General features: G+C 63.0%; 21 protein-coding genes and 1 other RNA gene. 9 read left to right on the forward strand and 13 right to left on the reverse strand.

Annotation, left to right across the window (positions count from 1 at the left end):
• Nucleotides 1-115 precede the first annotated feature (115 nt).
• The 3 genes from M3P21_RS06630 to M3P21_RS06640 all read left to right on the forward strand — a co-directional run bounded on the left by M3P21_RS06630 (nt 116) and on the right by M3P21_RS06640 (nt 1,826).
• Nucleotides 116-325, forward strand: a complete 210-nt coding sequence (locus M3P21_RS06630) for a DUF1127 domain-containing protein (protein WP_249707891.1) — start codon at nt 116-118, stop codon at nt 323-325.
• Between the two features lie 171 nt (nt 326-496).
• Complete coding sequence (locus M3P21_RS06635; RefSeq protein WP_249707893.1) at nt 497-1,276, forward strand: Bax inhibitor-1/YccA family protein; 780 nt, start codon at nt 497-499, stop codon at nt 1,274-1,276.
• A 79-nt stretch (nt 1,277-1,355) separates the two neighbouring features.
• A complete protein-coding gene (locus tag M3P21_RS06640) occupies nt 1,356-1,826 on the forward strand; it encodes a GNAT family N-acetyltransferase (protein ID WP_249707894.1) in 471 nt (156 codons plus the stop codon).
• A gap of 22 nt (nt 1,827-1,848) precedes the next feature.
• On the opposite strand, the gene M3P21_RS06645 is transcribed toward M3P21_RS06640, so the two are convergent.
• From M3P21_RS06645 to rpmG, 4 genes are all read right to left on the reverse strand, one after another.
• The gene (locus tag M3P21_RS06645; protein ID WP_249707895.1) at nt 1,849-2,355 is read right to left on the reverse strand and encodes a hypothetical protein; all 507 of its coding nucleotides are present in this window, start codon (nt 2,353-2,355) and stop codon (nt 1,849-1,851) included.
• Between the two features lie 52 nt (nt 2,356-2,407).
• Nucleotides 2,408-2,890: a GNAT family N-acetyltransferase gene (locus tag M3P21_RS06650; protein ID WP_249707896.1), complete on the reverse strand. Its 483-nt coding sequence runs from the start codon at nt 2,888-2,890 to the stop codon at nt 2,408-2,410.
• The gene (locus M3P21_RS06655) at nt 2,887-3,411 is read right to left on the reverse strand and encodes a P-loop NTPase family protein (protein WP_249707898.1); all 525 of its coding nucleotides are present in this window, start codon (nt 3,409-3,411) and stop codon (nt 2,887-2,889) included. The genes M3P21_RS06650 and M3P21_RS06655 overlap by 4 nt, the downstream gene beginning before the upstream one ends.
• A gap of 76 nt (nt 3,412-3,487) precedes the next feature.
• Nucleotides 3,488-3,655, reverse strand: a complete 168-nt coding sequence (rpmG, locus tag M3P21_RS06660) for a 50S ribosomal protein L33 (protein ID WP_007814563.1) — start codon at nt 3,653-3,655, stop codon at nt 3,488-3,490.
• A 392-nt stretch (nt 3,656-4,047) separates the two neighbouring features.
• Between rpmG and M3P21_RS06665 the strand changes: the two genes are divergently transcribed.
• Nucleotides 4,048-4,380 carry a GYD domain-containing protein gene (locus M3P21_RS06665; RefSeq protein ID WP_249707900.1) on the forward strand — a complete coding sequence of 111 codons (333 nt, stop codon included), beginning with the start codon at nt 4,048-4,050 and terminating at the stop codon, nt 4,378-4,380.
• 133 nt (nt 4,381-4,513) lie between these two features.
• On the opposite strand, the gene M3P21_RS06670 is transcribed toward M3P21_RS06665, so the two are convergent.
• The 8 genes from M3P21_RS06670 to M3P21_RS06705 form a co-directional block, all read right to left on the reverse strand.
• On the reverse strand, nt 4,514-5,221 hold the full coding sequence (locus M3P21_RS06670; RefSeq protein WP_249707902.1) for a DUF533 domain-containing protein: 708 nt from the start codon (nt 5,219-5,221) through the stop codon (nt 4,514-4,516).
• A 69-nt stretch (nt 5,222-5,290) separates the two neighbouring features.
• An RNA gene (rnpB, locus tag M3P21_RS06675) (RNase P RNA component class A) lies at nt 5,291-5,708 on the reverse strand.
• A 150-nt stretch (nt 5,709-5,858) separates the two neighbouring features.
• Nucleotides 5,859-6,524: an N-acetylmuramoyl-L-alanine amidase gene (locus M3P21_RS06680; protein WP_249707904.1), complete on the reverse strand. Its 666-nt coding sequence runs from the start codon at nt 6,522-6,524 to the stop codon at nt 5,859-5,861.
• Nucleotides 6,525-6,527: 3 nt separating this feature from the next.
• Complete coding sequence (locus M3P21_RS06685) at nt 6,528-7,310, reverse strand: hypothetical protein (protein ID WP_249707905.1); 783 nt, start codon at nt 7,308-7,310, stop codon at nt 6,528-6,530.
• A 35-nt stretch (nt 7,311-7,345) separates the two neighbouring features.
• Nucleotides 7,346-8,833 carry an Asp-tRNA(Asn)/Glu-tRNA(Gln) amidotransferase subunit GatA gene (gene gatA / locus M3P21_RS06690; protein WP_249707907.1) on the reverse strand — a complete coding sequence of 496 codons (1,488 nt, stop codon included), beginning with the start codon at nt 8,831-8,833 and terminating at the stop codon, nt 7,346-7,348.
• Nucleotides 8,833-9,120, reverse strand: coding sequence for an Asp-tRNA(Asn)/Glu-tRNA(Gln) amidotransferase subunit GatC (gene gatC, locus M3P21_RS06695; protein ID WP_249707908.1), 288 nt, complete (start codon nt 9,118-9,120; stop codon nt 8,833-8,835). Before gatC ends, gatA begins: the two co-directional genes overlap by 1 nt.
• A gap of 84 nt (nt 9,121-9,204) precedes the next feature.
• A complete protein-coding gene (locus tag M3P21_RS06700; RefSeq protein ID WP_249707910.1) occupies nt 9,205-10,506 on the reverse strand; it encodes an FAD-dependent oxidoreductase in 1,302 nt (433 codons plus the stop codon).
• Nucleotide 10,507: 1 nt separating this feature from the next.
• The gene (locus M3P21_RS06705; protein WP_249707912.1) at nt 10,508-11,161 is read right to left on the reverse strand and encodes a ceramidase domain-containing protein; all 654 of its coding nucleotides are present in this window, start codon (nt 11,159-11,161) and stop codon (nt 10,508-10,510) included.
• Between the two features lie 57 nt (nt 11,162-11,218).
• On the opposite strand from M3P21_RS06705, the gene M3P21_RS06710 reads away from it, so the two are divergent.
• The 3 genes from M3P21_RS06710 to M3P21_RS06720 are packed head-to-tail and all read left to right on the forward strand — an operon-like array spanning nt 11,219 to nt 14,077.
• Nucleotides 11,219-11,911: a metal-dependent hydrolase gene (locus tag M3P21_RS06710; protein ID WP_249707914.1), complete on the forward strand. Its 693-nt coding sequence runs from the start codon at nt 11,219-11,221 to the stop codon at nt 11,909-11,911.
• Nucleotides 11,911-13,086, forward strand: coding sequence for a M24 family metallopeptidase (locus M3P21_RS06715; RefSeq protein ID WP_249707916.1), 1,176 nt, complete (start codon nt 11,911-11,913; stop codon nt 13,084-13,086). The genes M3P21_RS06710 and M3P21_RS06715 overlap by 1 nt, the downstream gene beginning before the upstream one ends.
• Nucleotides 13,087-13,099: 13 nt before the next feature.
• A complete protein-coding gene (locus M3P21_RS06720) occupies nt 13,100-14,077 on the forward strand; it encodes a nuclear transport factor 2 family protein (protein ID WP_249707919.1) in 978 nt (325 codons plus the stop codon).
• Here the strand turns inward: M3P21_RS06720 and M3P21_RS06725 are convergent.
• The gene (locus M3P21_RS06725) at nt 14,074-14,523 is read right to left on the reverse strand and encodes a nucleoside deaminase (RefSeq protein WP_249707921.1); all 450 of its coding nucleotides are present in this window, start codon (nt 14,521-14,523) and stop codon (nt 14,074-14,076) included. The two genes, M3P21_RS06720 and M3P21_RS06725, sit on opposite strands and share 4 nt — an antisense overlap.
• A 61-nt stretch (nt 14,524-14,584) precedes the next feature.
• On the opposite strand from M3P21_RS06725, the gene M3P21_RS06730 reads away from it, so the two are divergent.
• On the forward strand, nt 14,585-15,418 hold the full coding sequence (locus M3P21_RS06730) for a pseudouridine synthase (protein WP_249707923.1): 834 nt from the start codon (nt 14,585-14,587) through the stop codon (nt 15,416-15,418).
• A 176-nt stretch (nt 15,419-15,594) separates the two neighbouring features.
• Nucleotides 15,595-16,503 carry a 5-bromo-4-chloroindolyl phosphate hydrolysis family protein gene (locus M3P21_RS06735; RefSeq protein ID WP_249707925.1) on the forward strand — a complete coding sequence of 303 codons (909 nt, stop codon included), beginning with the start codon at nt 15,595-15,597 and terminating at the stop codon, nt 16,501-16,503.
• The last annotated feature ends 27 nt before the right edge of the window (nt 16,504-16,530 follow it).

Here is a 16,530-nt window from a genome sequence, read left to right on the forward strand (position 1 = left end):
TTCCTTGATGGCTATCATCAAAAACATTCGTTTTCATAATGAAACACATTGCCCCATATTGTTCAAGGAAATTGATGAAAGACCCCAAAAGCATCACCAAAGAAAGGGCAATCAGATGACATTGACAACCGAAAGCCATATCCGCCGCAGCACGCGCAAATCGCTTCGGACGGCCCTGTTCAATGCCTGGGCCGTCTGGCGCCAGCGCCGCCGGCTGCAGCAGCTTGACGATGCCGCGCTCAAGGATATCGGCATCAATCGCAGCGAGGCCAGGGCCGAGGCGCGCCGCCCGTTCTGGGACGCGCCAGAGACCTGGCGCACCTGATCCGACCCTGCCGGGCGGGCCACAGAAGGCGGATCGTCCAAACTATTAGCTAAAACTCACGACATTTCCGTCGTAAAAGCTTGAATTACCCCGCCAGCTTGCCGATATTTGCAAGGAAAGCTGCCGGTCACTCACCGGCGGGGAGAGAGTTTTTGCTGATGGAGAGCTTTGATGGCTGAATTCGACACGATCCGGACAACGGCGACTGGCGCGCGCGTTGCCCAGATTGACGCGGGACTGCGCGCCCATATGAACAAGGTCTACGGCACAATGTCCGTGGGCATGCTGATCACCTTTGCGGCGGCCTGGGCCATCTCGGGACTGGCGGTCACAACTGACCCGTCGGCGGCTTCGGCGCAACTACGCGAGGGGCTGTACCTGACCTCGTTCGGCTATGCGATCTACGGCTCGGCCCTGAAATATGTGGTCATGTTCGCGCCACTGGCCTTTGTGTTCGGCTTCAGCGCGGCGATCAACCGGATGTCGGCAGCAACCGCGCAGACGGTGTTCTATCTGTTTGCCGCCGTCATGGGCCTGTCGATCAGCTCGATCTTCCTGGTCTTCACCGGCCAGTCGATTATCCAGGTCTTCCTGATCACGGCGATCGCCTTCGCGGGCCTGTCGCTGTGGGGTTACACCACCAAGAAGGACATCTCGGGCTGGGGCAGCTTCCTGATCATGGGCGTGATCGGCCTGATCGTGGCGTCGATTGTCAACATGTTCTGGCCGATGCCGGGCATGGCCTTTGCGATCTCGATCCTGGGCGTTCTGATCTTTGCCGGCCTTACCGCCTATGACACTCAGAACATCAAGAACACCTACCTGCAGATGGCCCATGCGGGCGATCAGGAATGGCTGGGCAAAGCCGCCATCATGGGTGCGCTGAGCCTCTATCTGGACTTCATCAACATGTTCATGTTCCTGCTGCAACTGCTTGGCAACCGCGAATAACGCTTCTGCTACAAACCAAGACCTTCGAGGGCGGGCCGTGACGGACCCGCCCTTTTCTTTTGCCTGAAAGATGCCACCGATGGACATCGTCGCATTAAACAGCGCCGACGCGCACCGCCTGCTGCCGCTGCTGCATCAGGTCCATGACCTGCACGTTACGCACATGCCTGCCCGATACCGCCCGATCACCAAGGATCAGGACGCGGTGGACTGGCTGGCAGACTGGCTTTCACAGGACGAAGTCCACGCTTTTGGCGCTGAGCTGAAAGGTGACTTGGTCGGCTATGCAATCCTTGAGATCGAGCACACACCCGCAACGGTTCTGAAACACGCGCGCAGCCGGGCGATGCTGCAGCATGTCTGCGTCGATGCCGGCCATCGCAGGCGCGGGGTGGCAAAGGCATTGTTCGGGGCGGCACAGGCGCATCTGGCCCCGTTGGGGATCAAGGCATACGGCACCACCTATGCCAGCTTCAACACGGCCTCCGCCGCGCTGATGGCATCTCTGGGGTTCCACCCGACGTTGATCTATACGGAGTATCGGCCCTGAAACAGGGCGCGGCAGGCCAGGCTCAGCGACAGTTGAGCGGCACCGCCAGGCCTTCGGTCCGTCTGGAGGACTTGCCTTTCTGATAGACCGAACCCGCCGGCAGGCAACCGGTCAGGCGCGGCACCGCCGCCCCGAAATTGGCTGTGGTGACCGGCGTGATCTCGAACACAGAATTCTGAGGCGCGCGCAATACGGCAAACAGCGATCCGTTCACCGCAACCGAACTGAGCATCAGCACCCGGTCAGCACCGCCCACCTCAACCGCGTTGCCAACCACTCGCCCGCCATTGTCGATCGCAACTAGCGCCTGCGCACCCTGATCCGGCGCATCGCTGATCACTTGCCGCGCGGGCAGTTCCGCAAACGCAACCGGCACAGACAGGATGCGCCCGAAATAGGCATCGGTGTCGCGGGTTGAAAGCGTGCGTGGCTCGCCGTCGATACCGGTGAAGCCGACACCTTTGCTTGGCCCAAAGGCACAACCGGCAAGAGTCAGGGCAGCGAAGGCGGACAGCAGAAAGTGTTTCATGACGCTCAGTTTTTTGTGGCAGGTGCCCGTCAGGGTAACGGCACCACCCCCGTCATGACAAGCGTTGCCGCATGCGAATGGCCGGGAAGCTGATGCCAGCCTGCAACGGCACCTGCATCGGCCCCTCGATCTGAAACCCCATCGCGGCATAAAATGGCACCGCGGTACGGGTCGACCAGCACTCCATCTCGATGATATCTGCTGCGCGCGCCTGAGCCAGCGCATGGTCGAGGATTGCCCGCGCCACCCCGCGACGCAGCGCCCTGTGATCGGTGACCACATGCCGGATATGGCCAAGGCCCCGGCGCCTTCGGTCGCGGGTCCAGCCACCGGCGCCCAGTATCGCGCCACCCTCCTCGGCCACAAAATAGGTGCCGCAGCCAAAAAGCGCGGGCTGCGCCTTGCTGATGAGCGGTAGCGCGGTCACCAGGACCGAGGGCGGATAATCGGGCTTGAGCAGGCGGGGATAGCTGCGCGCCAGAAGCGCATCGACAGCGGCCATATCAGCCCGTTCGGCCGCCCGGACCCGGATCATCGCTTGCCCTCCTGCGACCTCAGATAGTCCCGAACCTGCGTGGGATTGCGCAGATAGAACCGGTGCTGATCCGGGCGCGCCTGGTCGTATAGCTGCCGCAGCCGCGCCCGGCTGGACCGCCGGGTCCGCCAGATAAAGCGGTAGAATTCCGGCGTTTCGCTGTGCCAACCCTCAATGCAGCCCTCGGCCATGTCGGGGCGGTTCTGGCCACGGTTCCGGATCATCCGTTTGGTCACCCGCCACAGACGCAGCCCCACCGGCAGATCCAGCCAGATCACCGTATCCGCTCGGCTCAGCCTGTTGTCAAAAGTCGCCGATAGCCCACCCTCGAAAATCCAGTGCGCGCGGGCCTCGATCTGATGTGCCATGGCGATCTTTTCGGCGCGCGGGCGCGGCTGCCAGCCGGACAGCCAGTGCAGGTGATCCATATGATAGACCGGCAACCCCGTTGCCCGGCCAAGAAGCCGCGCCAATGTGCTTTTGCCGGAACCCGGCTGCCCGATGATCATCACCCGCTGCATCTCAACACTCCGAAACGAAAAAGGGCCACGTAACAACGTGACCCTTTGCCGTGTCTTTTTCCAGTGAAGGAAAGGCTTACTTGATCTTGCCTTCCTTGTACTCGACATGCTTGCGGACCACCGGATCATATTTGCGCACGACCATCTTTTCGGTCATGGTGCGTGCGTTTTTCTTGGTCACGTAGAAGTGGCCCGTACCTGCGGTCGAGTTCAGACGGATCTTGATAGTCGTCGGTTTCGCCATGGTTTCTACTCCTGCGCCCGAAAGACGCGCAAGCGCTTCCGGTTGAATTCCTATGAGCGTGCGCTTTTACCCAGAGTGCGGCCCAAGTCAACCGGAATCGACGGAGCCATGGACAGATTTCCGCTCAGGGCAAGTGCATGCCCTGACACTCGCGTCAAGCGAGCAACCATTGGTGCGATCACGGGAATGTGATACTGTCTGCAACGCAGGGACCGGGACACATCGGCCGAGGGCAGAGATACGGGTGTGGGGCGCAAGAATTTGGCACGGCGTGGCCGCATTGCGCATTGGTGGGTTTTTGAACCGATCAGATCGAAATCAGCAGATATTCACGGCGGGTTGCCCCGCGTTTTTTGAAATCCAATGGCGCTTAAGCGTCGCGGGAAAAAAACATGGCACTATTCATTACCTATGCTTCATATTCCCAGTCCGGTATCAAAGGCCTTCTGGAAAAACCGGAAGACAGAACCGCCGTCATCCAAAACCTTCTGTCGAAGGTCGGTGCCCGCCTCGTCGCGCTCTACATGACGACAGGACGCAACGACATCGTGCTGGTGACCGAAGCCGATGATGGCGCGGATGCGGTGGCCGTTGGCATGGCCGTCTCTGCAAGCGGCTCGCTTTCGGACATTGAAACGGTCCGGGCCTGGTCCGCTGCTGACTTTGCCGGTATCGCAGAAAAGGCAGGTACGTTGACCGGCGCCTACACTCCGCCCGGAAACTGAGAACGCGGCCCTGCGCTGGCAGGGCCTGCAAGCCCGTTTTCCGTTTCGGAAACACCCCGCTGGCACCCCTTCATCAGGCTGCGCAGCCCGGTTCTTTGATGTTCCGTTCCTGAGAACGGGGTGGTTTTGCGAGCTAGCCGCGCAGCGGAACGCCCATCTGGGCATGGATCTGGCTACGAGTCGCCTCACTGATTCCGAGAGCTTGCGCGAGCATATCCAGATAGCGGGCCTCGGAGGTGCTGTCGATGCGCAGCACGGCAACAGAGGTGGCATAGACCTGCGCGGCAGCAGCACCCTGCGCGGCTTGCGCGAGGGCCGCGATATCCATCGGCGCGGCCAGTTGCTCTTCGACAAAGGCGCGCTCTTCGGGGCTGATATCGTCCCCAAGTGCGTTCAGGATGATCTGCCGCTCGGAATCGTCGATCTCACCATCGGCCTTGGCCGCCTGGATCATCGCCCGCAGCATGAGCTTTGCCTGCTCCTCCATCGCGGTTTCCGCGGGCGTGCCGCGAAACATCGCGCTCATCATGTCGGCGGATTGCTTGCCGCTGGACAGGGCCGCCCCCTGCATTGAGGACATCAGCCCGCCCAGACCCGCCATCGCGGCGCCCTGATTGCCCGCGCCCGCAAACTGGCCCAGCATATTCTGGATTTGCTCAGTCGCGCCGCCGAGGCCGAATTTTTCCGCCATCGCGCCGATCTGGTCGACTCCCATCTGCCCCGGCCCGCCGGAAAACATGTTCTGCAACCCGGCCATACCGCCCATCTGCTGGTACTTCTCGACACCTTTGGCGGCGGCAAAGCCGACGGCGACAGACGCCAGTGCTTTCATGAAACTCATCGCAAATCCTCCTTGAAGACCACCAGTGTAATGGTGAATCTGCTTTGAAACCAAATGGATTCGAAGAATATGCGCGGAGGGCCTGTAAGCCGGATCCTGTTCCGGGGTTGCCCCCTTCGATGACCATTCATCTAGGGCACCCGTTGCCGAGTGCCTCCAGCTGCCAACCCGACCCCTCTCGGCTGAAGCGAGCCTAGCGGCGGTTTCGGCTGACGCCGACCTGCCCGCGCGGGGGTCCTATTTGGCATTGCTCCCGGTGGGGCTTGCCGTGCCACCGCTGTTGCCAGCGGCGCGGTGGGCTCTTACCCCACCGTTTCATCCTTACCCTGGTTTGGCCGGAGGTGAACCTCTGACATCCCCAAGGCGGTTTCATTTCTGTGGCGCTTTCCGTCGGGTTGCCCCGCCCGGGCGTTACCCGGCACCGTTGCTTCAGGGAGTCCGGACTTTCCTCGTGAGGCGCACCCCACGCGGCCATCCGGCCCTCCGCGCAACTGCGGCACCTAGGCTGTGGCTACGGGCGCGTCAAGCCTTGCGGTAGGATTAGGGGCACCCCCTTCTTGGCCTGCGACCAATGCATCCCGGGAAATTTTTGGCCCGATGAAGAATGGATCGCGGTGCTGGGTCGCCGAGACGCGCGCTAGGCTATTCGCACGGAGTCAATCAACGCCGAGACATCTTCTTGTTCAAGCGGGCCGTTTGCATAGGGCCGGTGGCGAAGCCGAACGGCAGCCAGCAGTGTGTCGTCATCAATATCCGCCGTGTAGCCAGCGGAGCGTGCCAGAATGCTGAAGTGCTCGGCGGTGGTGGCTGAATGGTCTACATCAAGCGCGCAAGTGGCTGCCAGACCCTGCCGCTCCAACCGTTTCCAGTCGAAACGCGGGCCGGGGTCGATCTTGCGGCCCGGCGCCATGTCGGAGTGACCGATCACGTTTTCGGGCGGGATCTCCCAGCGAGCCAGGATGGTGCGCAAGAGCACCTCAAGCGCCACCATCTGGGGCTGGGCGAAAGGCGTGGCGCCGGTATTGTCCAGCTCGATCCCGACCGAGCGGGAGTTCAAGTCGCTCAGGCCCCGCCACTCTCCGGCACCGGCATGCCAAGCGCGGTCCTCTTCACGCACCATTTGCCAGACCTTGCCATCCGCCCCGATCAGGTAATGCGCCGAGACTTCGGCCTCGGGCAGGCAAAGCCGTTTCAGCGCCGCCTCGGCGCTGGTCATGGCGGTGTAGTGGATCACCACGAAACGGGGCGTCAGCCCGTCCCGGCGCGGGCCGAAATTGGGGGACGGGTGCCAGAGCGGCTGCACGCCTCAGTTATTGACGGCGCTGCGATACGGGGACGGGTCCCAGCTGCAGGCATAGCCATCGCCGTCGGGGTCCAGCCCTTTGCGGTCACGCTGCGGCCCGCCCCCTTCGAGGAACGCGATCTGCGCCAGATCGGGCGAGGCGAAACCCGCGCAGTTGCGCTGCGCCTTGGCCTGCAGGTTGAAGCCCGCCCGTGAATGGACCTTGGTGCCTTTGGGGTGCGACGTGCTCAGCGCGTATTGCACGATATTGGGCTGCGCCGATCCACTGCGTTCCGGCACGGCTGTGGGCGCGACCTGCTGGTAGTTGGCGCGATTCTGCGCGATCCGCTGGGCGTCGCTTTCGATGCTCTGGCGGCTGGAGACGGCGTTGAAGTCGTTCTCGTCCGAAATGCCCGCATTGTCGATCATTTGCGGTGCCGGGTTCGAGGGGTTGGCTTGCACGGGCGCAACACCGGAATTGCCTTGCGATTGCTGCAGGGCATAGGCAGTTTCGCGGGCGATGTCCTCGGCGCTGCCAGTGGCGGGCACAGAGGTGCCGGTGCCGGACACGCCGGGCGTCGGGTTGGCTGCCGTGATCGGTGCGCCGGTAGAATCATAGCCAACCAGCGTCTCGGAAGAGATCGCAGAGGGGGGTGCCAGTGGATCACCTGTCACGCTCTGCCCGGCCAGTTCGGCCTCGCGCTGAGCCTGATAGCTGGCTGTGTTGAACCCCGCCCCGGAATCCGGGACGGTCGTCTGACAGGCCGCCAAAATCCCAAAAACGGGAACCAGGTAGTGTACACGCATGACCATCGTCCTGCTGATTTTGTTTCGGCGGGTGTCTACCACCATTTCCCGGCTTTGGCCACAAAGCCCGCCGCAGACTCCAGCGCATAGGCCGTATTCAGCAGATCGCCCTCTTCCCAGGGCCGACCGATCAGTTGCAGACCCAGCGGAAGCCCTTGCTTGTCGACCCCCGCAGGCACCGAGATACCCGGCAGACCGGCCAGGTTGACGGTCACGGTGAACACGTCATTGAGATACATCTGCACCGGATCGGCATCGGTCATCTCGCCCAGACCAAAGGCCGCCGAAGGGGTGGCCGGGGTCAGGATCGCATCGACGCCTTGGGCGAACACATCCTCGAAATCCTTCTTGATCAGGGTGCGGACCCGGCGCGCGCGGTTGTAATAGGCATCGTAGAAGCCCGCCGACAGCACATAGGTGCCGATCATCACCCGGCGCTGCACCTCAGGGCCGAAGCCTTCAGCGCGGGTTTTCTCGTACATCTCGGTGATGCCGTCGCCCTGCGCCAGCGACGCCCGCTGGCCATAGCGCACCCCGTCATAGCGCGCCAGGTTCGACGAGGCCTCGGCAGGCGCGATCACGTAATAGGCGGGCAGCGCGTATTTGGTGTGTGGCAGCGAGATATCGACGATCTCGGCGCCCGCGTCTTTCAGCATCGCGGCGCCGTCGGCCCAAAGCTGTTCGATCTCGCCGGGCATGCCCTCCATCCGGTATTCTTTCGGAATACCGATCTTCTTGCCCTTGATGTCGCCGGTCAGCATCGCCTCGAAATTCGGTACAGCCAGATCGGCAGAGGTGGAATCCTTGGGGTCGTGCCCGCACATCGCTTCCAGCATGATGGCGGCGTCGCGCACCGATTTGGTCATCGGCCCGGCCTGATCTAGCGAGGAGGCAAAGGCGATGATGCCCCAGCGCGAGCAGCGGCCATAGGTGGGCTTGATACCGGTGATGCCGGTGAAAGCAGCGGGCTGGCGGATCGAGCCGCCGGTATCCGTGCCGGTCGCGGCCAGACACAGGTCAGCAGCCACAGCACTGGCCGAGCCGCCCGAGGAGCCACCCGGCGTCAGCGGTGCATCATCATTGCCGCGCCGCCACGGGTTGACCACATTGCCATAGGTCGAGGTCTCGTTGCTGCTCCCCATGGCAAATTCGTCCATGTTCAGCTTGCCCAGCATGACGGCACCGGCATCGGCCAGTTGCTGACTGACGGTGGATTCATATTCCGGCTTGAACCCGTCGAGAATGGCGCTGGCGGCCTGACTTTCCACACCCTTGGTGCAGAAGAGATCCTTGATCCCCACCGGCAGACCACACATGGCAGGCGCATCACCCGCCTTGAGGCGGGTGTCAGCCGCCGCCGCACGTTCCATCGCCAGTTCAGGCGTCTTGTGAACAAAGGCGTTCAGGGCACCGGCGTCTTCGATGGCCTTCAGACAGGCCTCGGTCAGCTCGACCGAAGTGGCCTCGCCCTTGCGGAGCAGGTCGCGGGCCTCGCCCAGGCCCAATGTGTTCAGTTCGCTCATTATTCCACCACCTTCGGAACCGCAAAGAAGCCCTCGCGCGCGTCGGGGGCATTGGCCAGAACCTTGTCCTGCTGGTTGCCGTCGGTCACCACATCCTCGCGCCGCTTCAGCCGCATCGGCGTGACCGAAACCATCGGCTCGACCCCGTCCACATCGACCTCGTTGAGCTGTTCGATGAACCCGAGGATCGTGTTGAATTCCGAGGCCAGCGCCGGCAGCGCGTCCTCTTCGACCTTGATCCGGGCCAGCTTGGCCACCTTGGCGGCGGTGCTTTGGTCAATCGACATCGGCTTCCCTCATATGCGTCAGGGGGCATTTACCGCCGCGCGCGCCGGGTCGCAAGGGCTGGTGCGCGGGATTCACGCGCTCAGTCACGCCTTCAGAGGCCTGCCACCAAGTCCCCGCAGCCCCTGCCCCTGCAAGGTGGCAACCAGCGCATCGGTGTCGATCTTCTGCACCGCGATCCCTTGCCCCAGTGCCATTCCCGCCGCAACCCCGGTCGCCTGCCCCATCGCCATGCATTGCGGCATGCCCCGGACCGAGGCGAAGGCGGTTGGATCGGCGCTGAGAATCCGGCCCGAAAACATCAGGTTCTCGATCCGCCTGGGCACCAGCGCACGGAACGGGATGGTGTAATAGCCGCCCCGTTCGACCATGGCGTCATGGGTCATCTCGTCAGAGGCGCGCATCACATCGTCGATCGGGTTGTCGCAGGCCACGATCCCGTCCTCGAACTTGCGTCCGCGCGCCAGATCTGCGCCCGCGACCTGCACCATCCCCTCCAGCTTGCGGGTCTCACGCACACCCACCGTGGGACTCAGATAGGTCAGGCGCGCCTCTTCGAAGCCGGGAACATCGCTGCGCAGGAAATCGGCCAGTTGGCGGCAACGGCGGCGGCCCTCCTGGGTGGCCCGCGCCATGGCTTGCGGATCGGTGCCGTCCACGCCCCGGATCACCACCGAGTTGCAGAACACCGTATCGCGGTGAAAGCCCTTCATCAGGTAGAGCTGTGCCAGATGTTCATGCAGCCGCCCCTCGGCAATACCCCGCGCGGCGTGGTGCCGGAAATACGGGTCGTCCTCGGCAAAGACCCGGTCCCAGTCGGCATTCACCATCAGGAAGGACAGCGTCACGCCCATCATGTTCCCCTGCCCGTCGCCCAGCGTATAGGGCACACCGGCTTTGGCCGAGATATCGCCATCGCCCGAGCAATCAATCACGATCCCGGCACGGATGCGCTGGGGGCCATGGCGGTCGTAGAAATCAACTGCCGCGATCCGGTCGCCCTGCATGCGCGGCGCAACCGCCGTGCTGTTCACATGCACCCGCACGCCCGCCTCTTCGAGCATGTCGAACATGGTGAGCGTTGCCATGTCATGGTCATACTGGATCTCGGGGCCGAAATTCGCGAGCGTACAGGTGCGTTTTTCGGCCATGGGCGGGTCCATCGTGGCGAGGCGTTGCTCCAACTCCTCCATCAGCCCGCCAATGCTGACATCCTGCGGATACGCCGCGCCCCAGGGCATGCCCGGGCAAAAGGCCATGACACCGCCCAGCTTCGGCCCGGCCTCGAGCAGGATCACGTCGAGCCCCTGCCGCCCCGCCGCCACCGCCGCACCAAACCCGGCGGTGCCGCCGCCGATCACCAGCACATCCGCCGTCAGTTCTGCCATCTCACCCTCGCCTTCTGATCATGTGGCGCCGATAGACCTCGATCATCCAGCCCAGCATGATCGCGTTGAGGATATGCCACAGGAAATGCGTCCCCATCGGCAGGACCGAACAGATTGGGTCATCCAGCGACCGGAAGGTGATCGACGCGATCAGGATCGCCGCGCCAATTGCCATGCCTCTTGCCGTTTCTGGCGCGCGCGACCTTAGACCAGCCGCAAAGATCAAGATTAACAACGGCACCGGTGCATAGATAGACGACCCGCCTAGTCCCGGCACCAGTCCAAAGAGCGGTGCGGTGCCCACCGCATAGGGCACGAACATCGCCGTCAGGGCCAAAGCGGGCCAGCGGCTCAGCCTCAGAAAATCGCGATTGACCGCGTAGAAATAGACCAGAATGAACAGCAAAATAGGGATCACATCCGCCATCGCCGCCCAGACCTGCGCATAGGTGTGAAACAGATAGCTCCCTACCCCGATCATCGCCAGGACCCCCGCCAGAACATGCGCCAGCACCAGGCCTTGCCCGCGCACCCGCCGCCACATGATGAAGGCGGCGATCAGAAACGCGGCATTGGTCACCGCGTTGACCGGCTCGGCCCAATATTGCGGCCCCAGCCGTTCGCAATAGCCATCGATTTCGCGCACCCACTCCATGGCTTTTTACTTAGCCGATGCTAGGCTGGCGCCAACAGGGAAAAGAGGAGTGATCGCATGAACATCATCTGGCTTGGACATGGCAGCTTTCGGATCGAGACCGGCGACAAGGTTCTGCTGCTCGATCCGTGGCTGACCGGCAACCCGGTCCTGCCCGAGGACAAGCATGATGCCGCCATCGCCGGGGCCAGCCATATCCTGCTGACCCACACCCATTTCGACCATGTGATCGATGTGCTGCCTCTGGCCAAGAAGCTGGGTGTACCTGTCGTGGGCCAATACGACCTGATGGGCTATTGGAGCGAGGCTGAAGGCATCGAAACGGTAGGTTTCAACAAAGGCGGCACGGTCGATCTGGGCGGTGTCAGCCTGAGCATGGTGCCTGCCTCGCACAGCTCGACCTTTTCCACCCCCGAGGGGCTGCGCACAGGCGGCAGCGAGGTGGGCTTCATGCTGCGGGCCGAAGGCAAGACCGTCTACTTCTCGGGCGATACCGACATCATGGCCGATATGGAGTGGATGGGCGACTATTACCAACCCGATATCGGCGTGCTCAGCGCGGGCGGGCACTTCACCATGGACATGAAGGGCACGGCCTATGCTGCCAAGAGGTATTTTAATTTCCGGACTGTGATCCCCTGCCACTACAAGACCTTCCCGATCCTCGAACAATCGGCGCAGGACCTGATCGACGGGCTGCCCGGTGTTGATGTGATTGAGCCGGTTGTCATGCAGAAAATCCCACTCTGATGCCCGCCTCGGATTTCTCGCAGGCCGAGTATGACCACCGGATAGAAAGAACCCGCGCGGCCATGTCCGCGCAGGGCATCGACACGCTGCTGATCACCGATCCCTCGAACATGGCCTGGCTGACCGGCTATGACGGGTGGAGCTTTTATGTCCCGCAGATGGTGATCCTGCCGACAACCGGCGCGCCGCTCTGGTGGGGGCGGACGCAGGACAAGCCCGGCGCGGCACAGACGACGTGGCTGGCGCCGTCAGACCTGCACGACTGGCCGGAAGAGCATGTCCAGCACCCCGATCACCACCCGGTCGCAGCGCTTGTGACGCTGCTGTGCGATCGCGGCTGGACGCGCAATCTGGGCGTCGAGATGGACAATTACTACTATTCCGCCGCCAGCCATCATGTGTTGCAGCAGGCCTTTGGCGACGCGGCGCTCACGGACGCGACCGGACTGGTGAACTGGCAACGCGCCGTCAAAAGCCCGGCAGAGCTTGAGATGATGCGCAAGGCCGGGCAGCTTACGGCGCATATGCACGAGGTGCTGCGCGCGGGATTTCGCGAAGGCGCTCCCAAGCACGAACTGGTGGCTCAGGTGCAGGCGGCGGGCGTTTCGGGGTTACCGGACCTACCCGGCGACTACCCGGCCATCGTGCCCATCGCGCCGTCAGGCAAAGAGGCTTCGGCCTCTCACATTACATGGAACGATCGCCCGCTCACCCGTGGTGAGGCGACCTATCTTGAGATTTCAGGGTGCTTTCACCGCTATCATTGCCCGGCCAGCCGCTCGTTGTTTCTGGGTGAGCCGCCGGACGACATCCGCCACGCCGAGGCCGCAGTCCTGAGAGCCATCGACGACACGCTCGCCGCCGCCCGCCCCGGTGTGACCTGTGAAGAGGTCGCCGCCTGTGTCTACGCAAGCTTCGAGCGCGCAGGCTATATCAAGGCCAATCGCACCGGCTATCCCATCGGGCTCAGCTACCCGCCCGACTGGGGCGAACGCACGATGAGCCTGCGCCCCGGCGACACAACCCCGCTCGAAGAAAACATGACCTTTCACCTGATGCCCGGCCTCTGGACACCGGATTGGGGCCTGGCGATCACCGAGAGCTTTGTGGTGACACCCCAGGGGGGCCGCCCGCTTGCCGATATCCCGCGCGAGCTTGTCGTGAAACCCGTATGACGCGGGCAAGTCCATGACCCGGCCTGTTCGCCCCTCGCCGGAACTGATCGCTGTCGTACAGCGCTGGAATCATGCGGTTCGAACCAAGGACAGGGCCGTGCTGTCCAACATGCTGTCGGGCTCCGATCACCTGCGGTATCAGGGCACGGCCGAAGGGGAAAGCTGGTCCGGCGCGCTGTTTCGCAAGGGGTTTCCCGATCATGTGGCCGAAATCCCGGATTTTGACTGGGACGAACACAGCCTCGAGGCCTTCGAATGCGGCGCGGTCGGCTGGGCGCATTGCATCGCAACGCTGCGCTTTGCCAGCAACCAAAAGGCGATGCTGCACCGGTTCACCTTTGTCCTGCATCTGGAAGACGGGCTGTGGAAGATGATCCAGTTCCACGTGTCCAACCCGATACCGAATATGGAAAAGATCGGCATCGAACACAAAGCGCTAGAGGCGCTGATCGACGCGGCGCGGGACGGGTTCCGTCAGGGCCAGCGCGAGGGCATGGCATCGGTGATGTTCACGGATATCGTCAATTCCTCTGCCATCGCAGAAACGCTGGGGGATCGGGTCTGGACCGAAGCGGTTCGAAAACACCTCGACCTGACCCGTGATGCGATCGAGGGTCAAGGTGGTCAACTGGTAAAATCGCTGGGCGACGGAACGATGTCCAGCTTCTCTTCTGCGCGGGCCGCGTTGCTGGCAGCCACCGAGTTGCAGCGGCGCAACCGGACACAGCAAGAGGACCCACAGCTTCGGATTCGCATCGGAATTCATTCAGGCGACGTGATCCAGACCGATGACGATTTTTTCGGAACGGTCGTGAACAAGGCGGCACGGGTTGCCGCCTCTGCCGAGCCGGGTGAGATTTGTGTGTCCGATGCGACGCGACTGCTGGCCGGCAGCGAGGGCGATCTGAGTTTCGGGGCCTCCCGGTCGGTCTTGCTGAAGGGCTTGCCCGGTGAACACACGACCTTCGCATTGAAGTGGTCGCAGACCTAACGCCGCGCTGCAAAGAACGCCTTGAGCAGACGCTCGGACTCCTCTGCGCCGATCCCATCGTAGACAAGTGGCGCATGATGCGCCTGAGGGTGGCTGAACACGCGCGCGCCATGGGCGACGCCGCCCGATTTCGGATCGGCGGCACCGTAGTAGATGCGCCCGATCCGGGCAGCGGCCAGTGCGGCGGCACACATCGCACAAGGCTCCAGCGTGACAAAAAGGTCATGCCCGGTCAGCCGCTCGGACCCGGCAGAGGCGCAGGCGGAGCGCAGGGCAAGGATTTCGGCATGCGCGGTGGGGTCGTTCAGTTCGCGGGTCCGGTTCCCGGCGGCGGCGGCCACGGTCCCGTCCGGCGCGACGATCACGGCACCCACCGGCACTTCGCCGCGCTTGGCAGCCGCGCGCGCTTCGTCCAGGGCCTGCGCCATGTGGGATCGGAACACCATGCCCCTGACTGCCGCACATCTTCGGGTTTCGCAAGCCGGGCAAATGGTCTAAAGCCCGGCCATGAGCACCACACCCCCTCCCGGCGACCGGATCGCCAAGGTTCTGGCCCGCGCCGGGATCGCCTCGCGCCGCGAAGCCGAACGCATGATCGAGGCCGGTCGCGTCACCGTAAACGGCAATAAGATCGACAGCCCGGCGCTGAACGTCACTGCCAGTGACAAGATCACCGTCGATGGCAAACCCGTTGCTGAACCCGAACCCGCGCGGCTCTGGCTTTACAACAAGCCCACCGGGCTGGTGACCACGACCAGCGACGAGAAAGGCCGCGCCACCATCTATGACGGGCTGCCCGAAGAACTGCCGCGGGTGATGACCGTCGGTCGGCTCGACCTCAATTCCGAAGGGTTGTTGCTGCTGACCAATGATGGCGGCGTCAAGCGCAAGCTGGAACTGCCCTCGACCGGGTGGCTGCGCAAATACCGGGTCCGGATCAATGGCCGCCCCAAAGACGAGGATTTCGCACCGCTGCGCCAGGGTCTGGTGATCGACGGAGAGCGGTTCCAGAAAATGATCGTGACCCTGGACCGCCAACAGGGCGCAAATGCCTGGATCACCATCGGGTTGCGCGAAGGCAAAAACCGCGAAATCCGCCGTGCGATGGAGGATATCGGCTTTGCCGTGAACCGGCTGATCCGGGTGTCTTATGGCCCGTTCCAGCTGGGAAATCTCAAGTCGGGCGAGGTCGAAGAGGTGCGCCGTCGGGTGCTGCGCGACCAGCTTGGGTTGGACGTTGAAGTCAAGCCTGCCGACAAGCCAACGGGCAAACCCACCGGCAAACGCCCCGTCAGGCCGCAACGTCACCGCACGAGCGCGCCCAAAAACCCACGCTCATGAGTACTTTAGCGCAACCTTCCCCCTAGCAAGGCGCGCCTGCATCGCCTAGATTCGCGTCAACGTAGCCGCAATCGGGGGAGTCATGTCTCAATCTGGCATCCAGAAGGCCGCCTTTATAGGGCTTTTGATCCTGATGCTGGGTGTCGCCACCGGCTGGATCGGCGGGCTCTGACGTCATGGCACAGAAATTTGGCGGGAAATACAGCCCGCAATCGACCGATGACACCACACAGATCCCCAACCAGCGCGGCCAGTTCGACGGAGCGCGGGTCGATCCGGCGGGATTCCGCACAAATATCCTGTTCCTGCCACCGCTGCTGATTGCGTTCTTTTCGCTCAATGACGGGGCGGTTGGCCTGACTCTGGGGCTGGTTGCCGCCGCCCTGCTGGTGCTGGCGGCCTGGGTGCTGCGCGAGGGGTTGCGCGCCGAAAGCGCCTATCACGCCCGCAAGGTGGCCCGCCGCCCGGCCTTTCCGCGCAAGATCTTCGCCTCGGCCCTGACCGGGCTGGGCATCGGTCTGGCCGCCTACAAGAATGATATGCTCGATGCCGGGTCCGCCAGCCTGCTGGCTCCGGCTCTCTATGGTATTGCCACGGCAGTGCTGCATGGGACGGCGTTTGGCCTCGACCCGATGCAGGACAAGGGCATGGAAGGCATCGACACCTTCCAGCAGGATCGCGTCGCCCGCGCCGTCGATGAAGCCGAAACGCTGCTGGCCGACATGAGCGATGCCATCAAACGCGCCGGTGATCGCAAGGTCGAGGCGCGGGTCGAACGGTTCCAGACCACCGCGCGCGAGCTGTTCCGCACGGTCGAGGAAGACCCGCGCGACCTGACCGCCGCGCGCAAATATCTGACCGTCTATCTGCGCGGGGCCCGTGATGCCTCGATCAAGTTTGCCGACATCCATGCCCGCACCAGCGATCCGCAGGCGCTGGCCGATTACACTGCGCTGCTGGACGATCTTGAGCAGAACTTCGCCGCGCGCACCCGCAAGATGCTGCTGGATGACCGCAGCGACCTGACTGTTGAAATCGACGTGCTGCGGGAACGGTTGCAGCGCGAAGGCGTGCAGCTGGACTGACCGGCACGTCTGAGTAATTAGGGGAGA

Source organism: Ruegeria spongiae (assembly GCF_023502395.1).
GTDB classification, from domain to species: domain Bacteria; phylum Pseudomonadota; class Alphaproteobacteria; order Rhodobacterales; family Rhodobacteraceae; genus Ruegeria_C; species Ruegeria_C spongiae.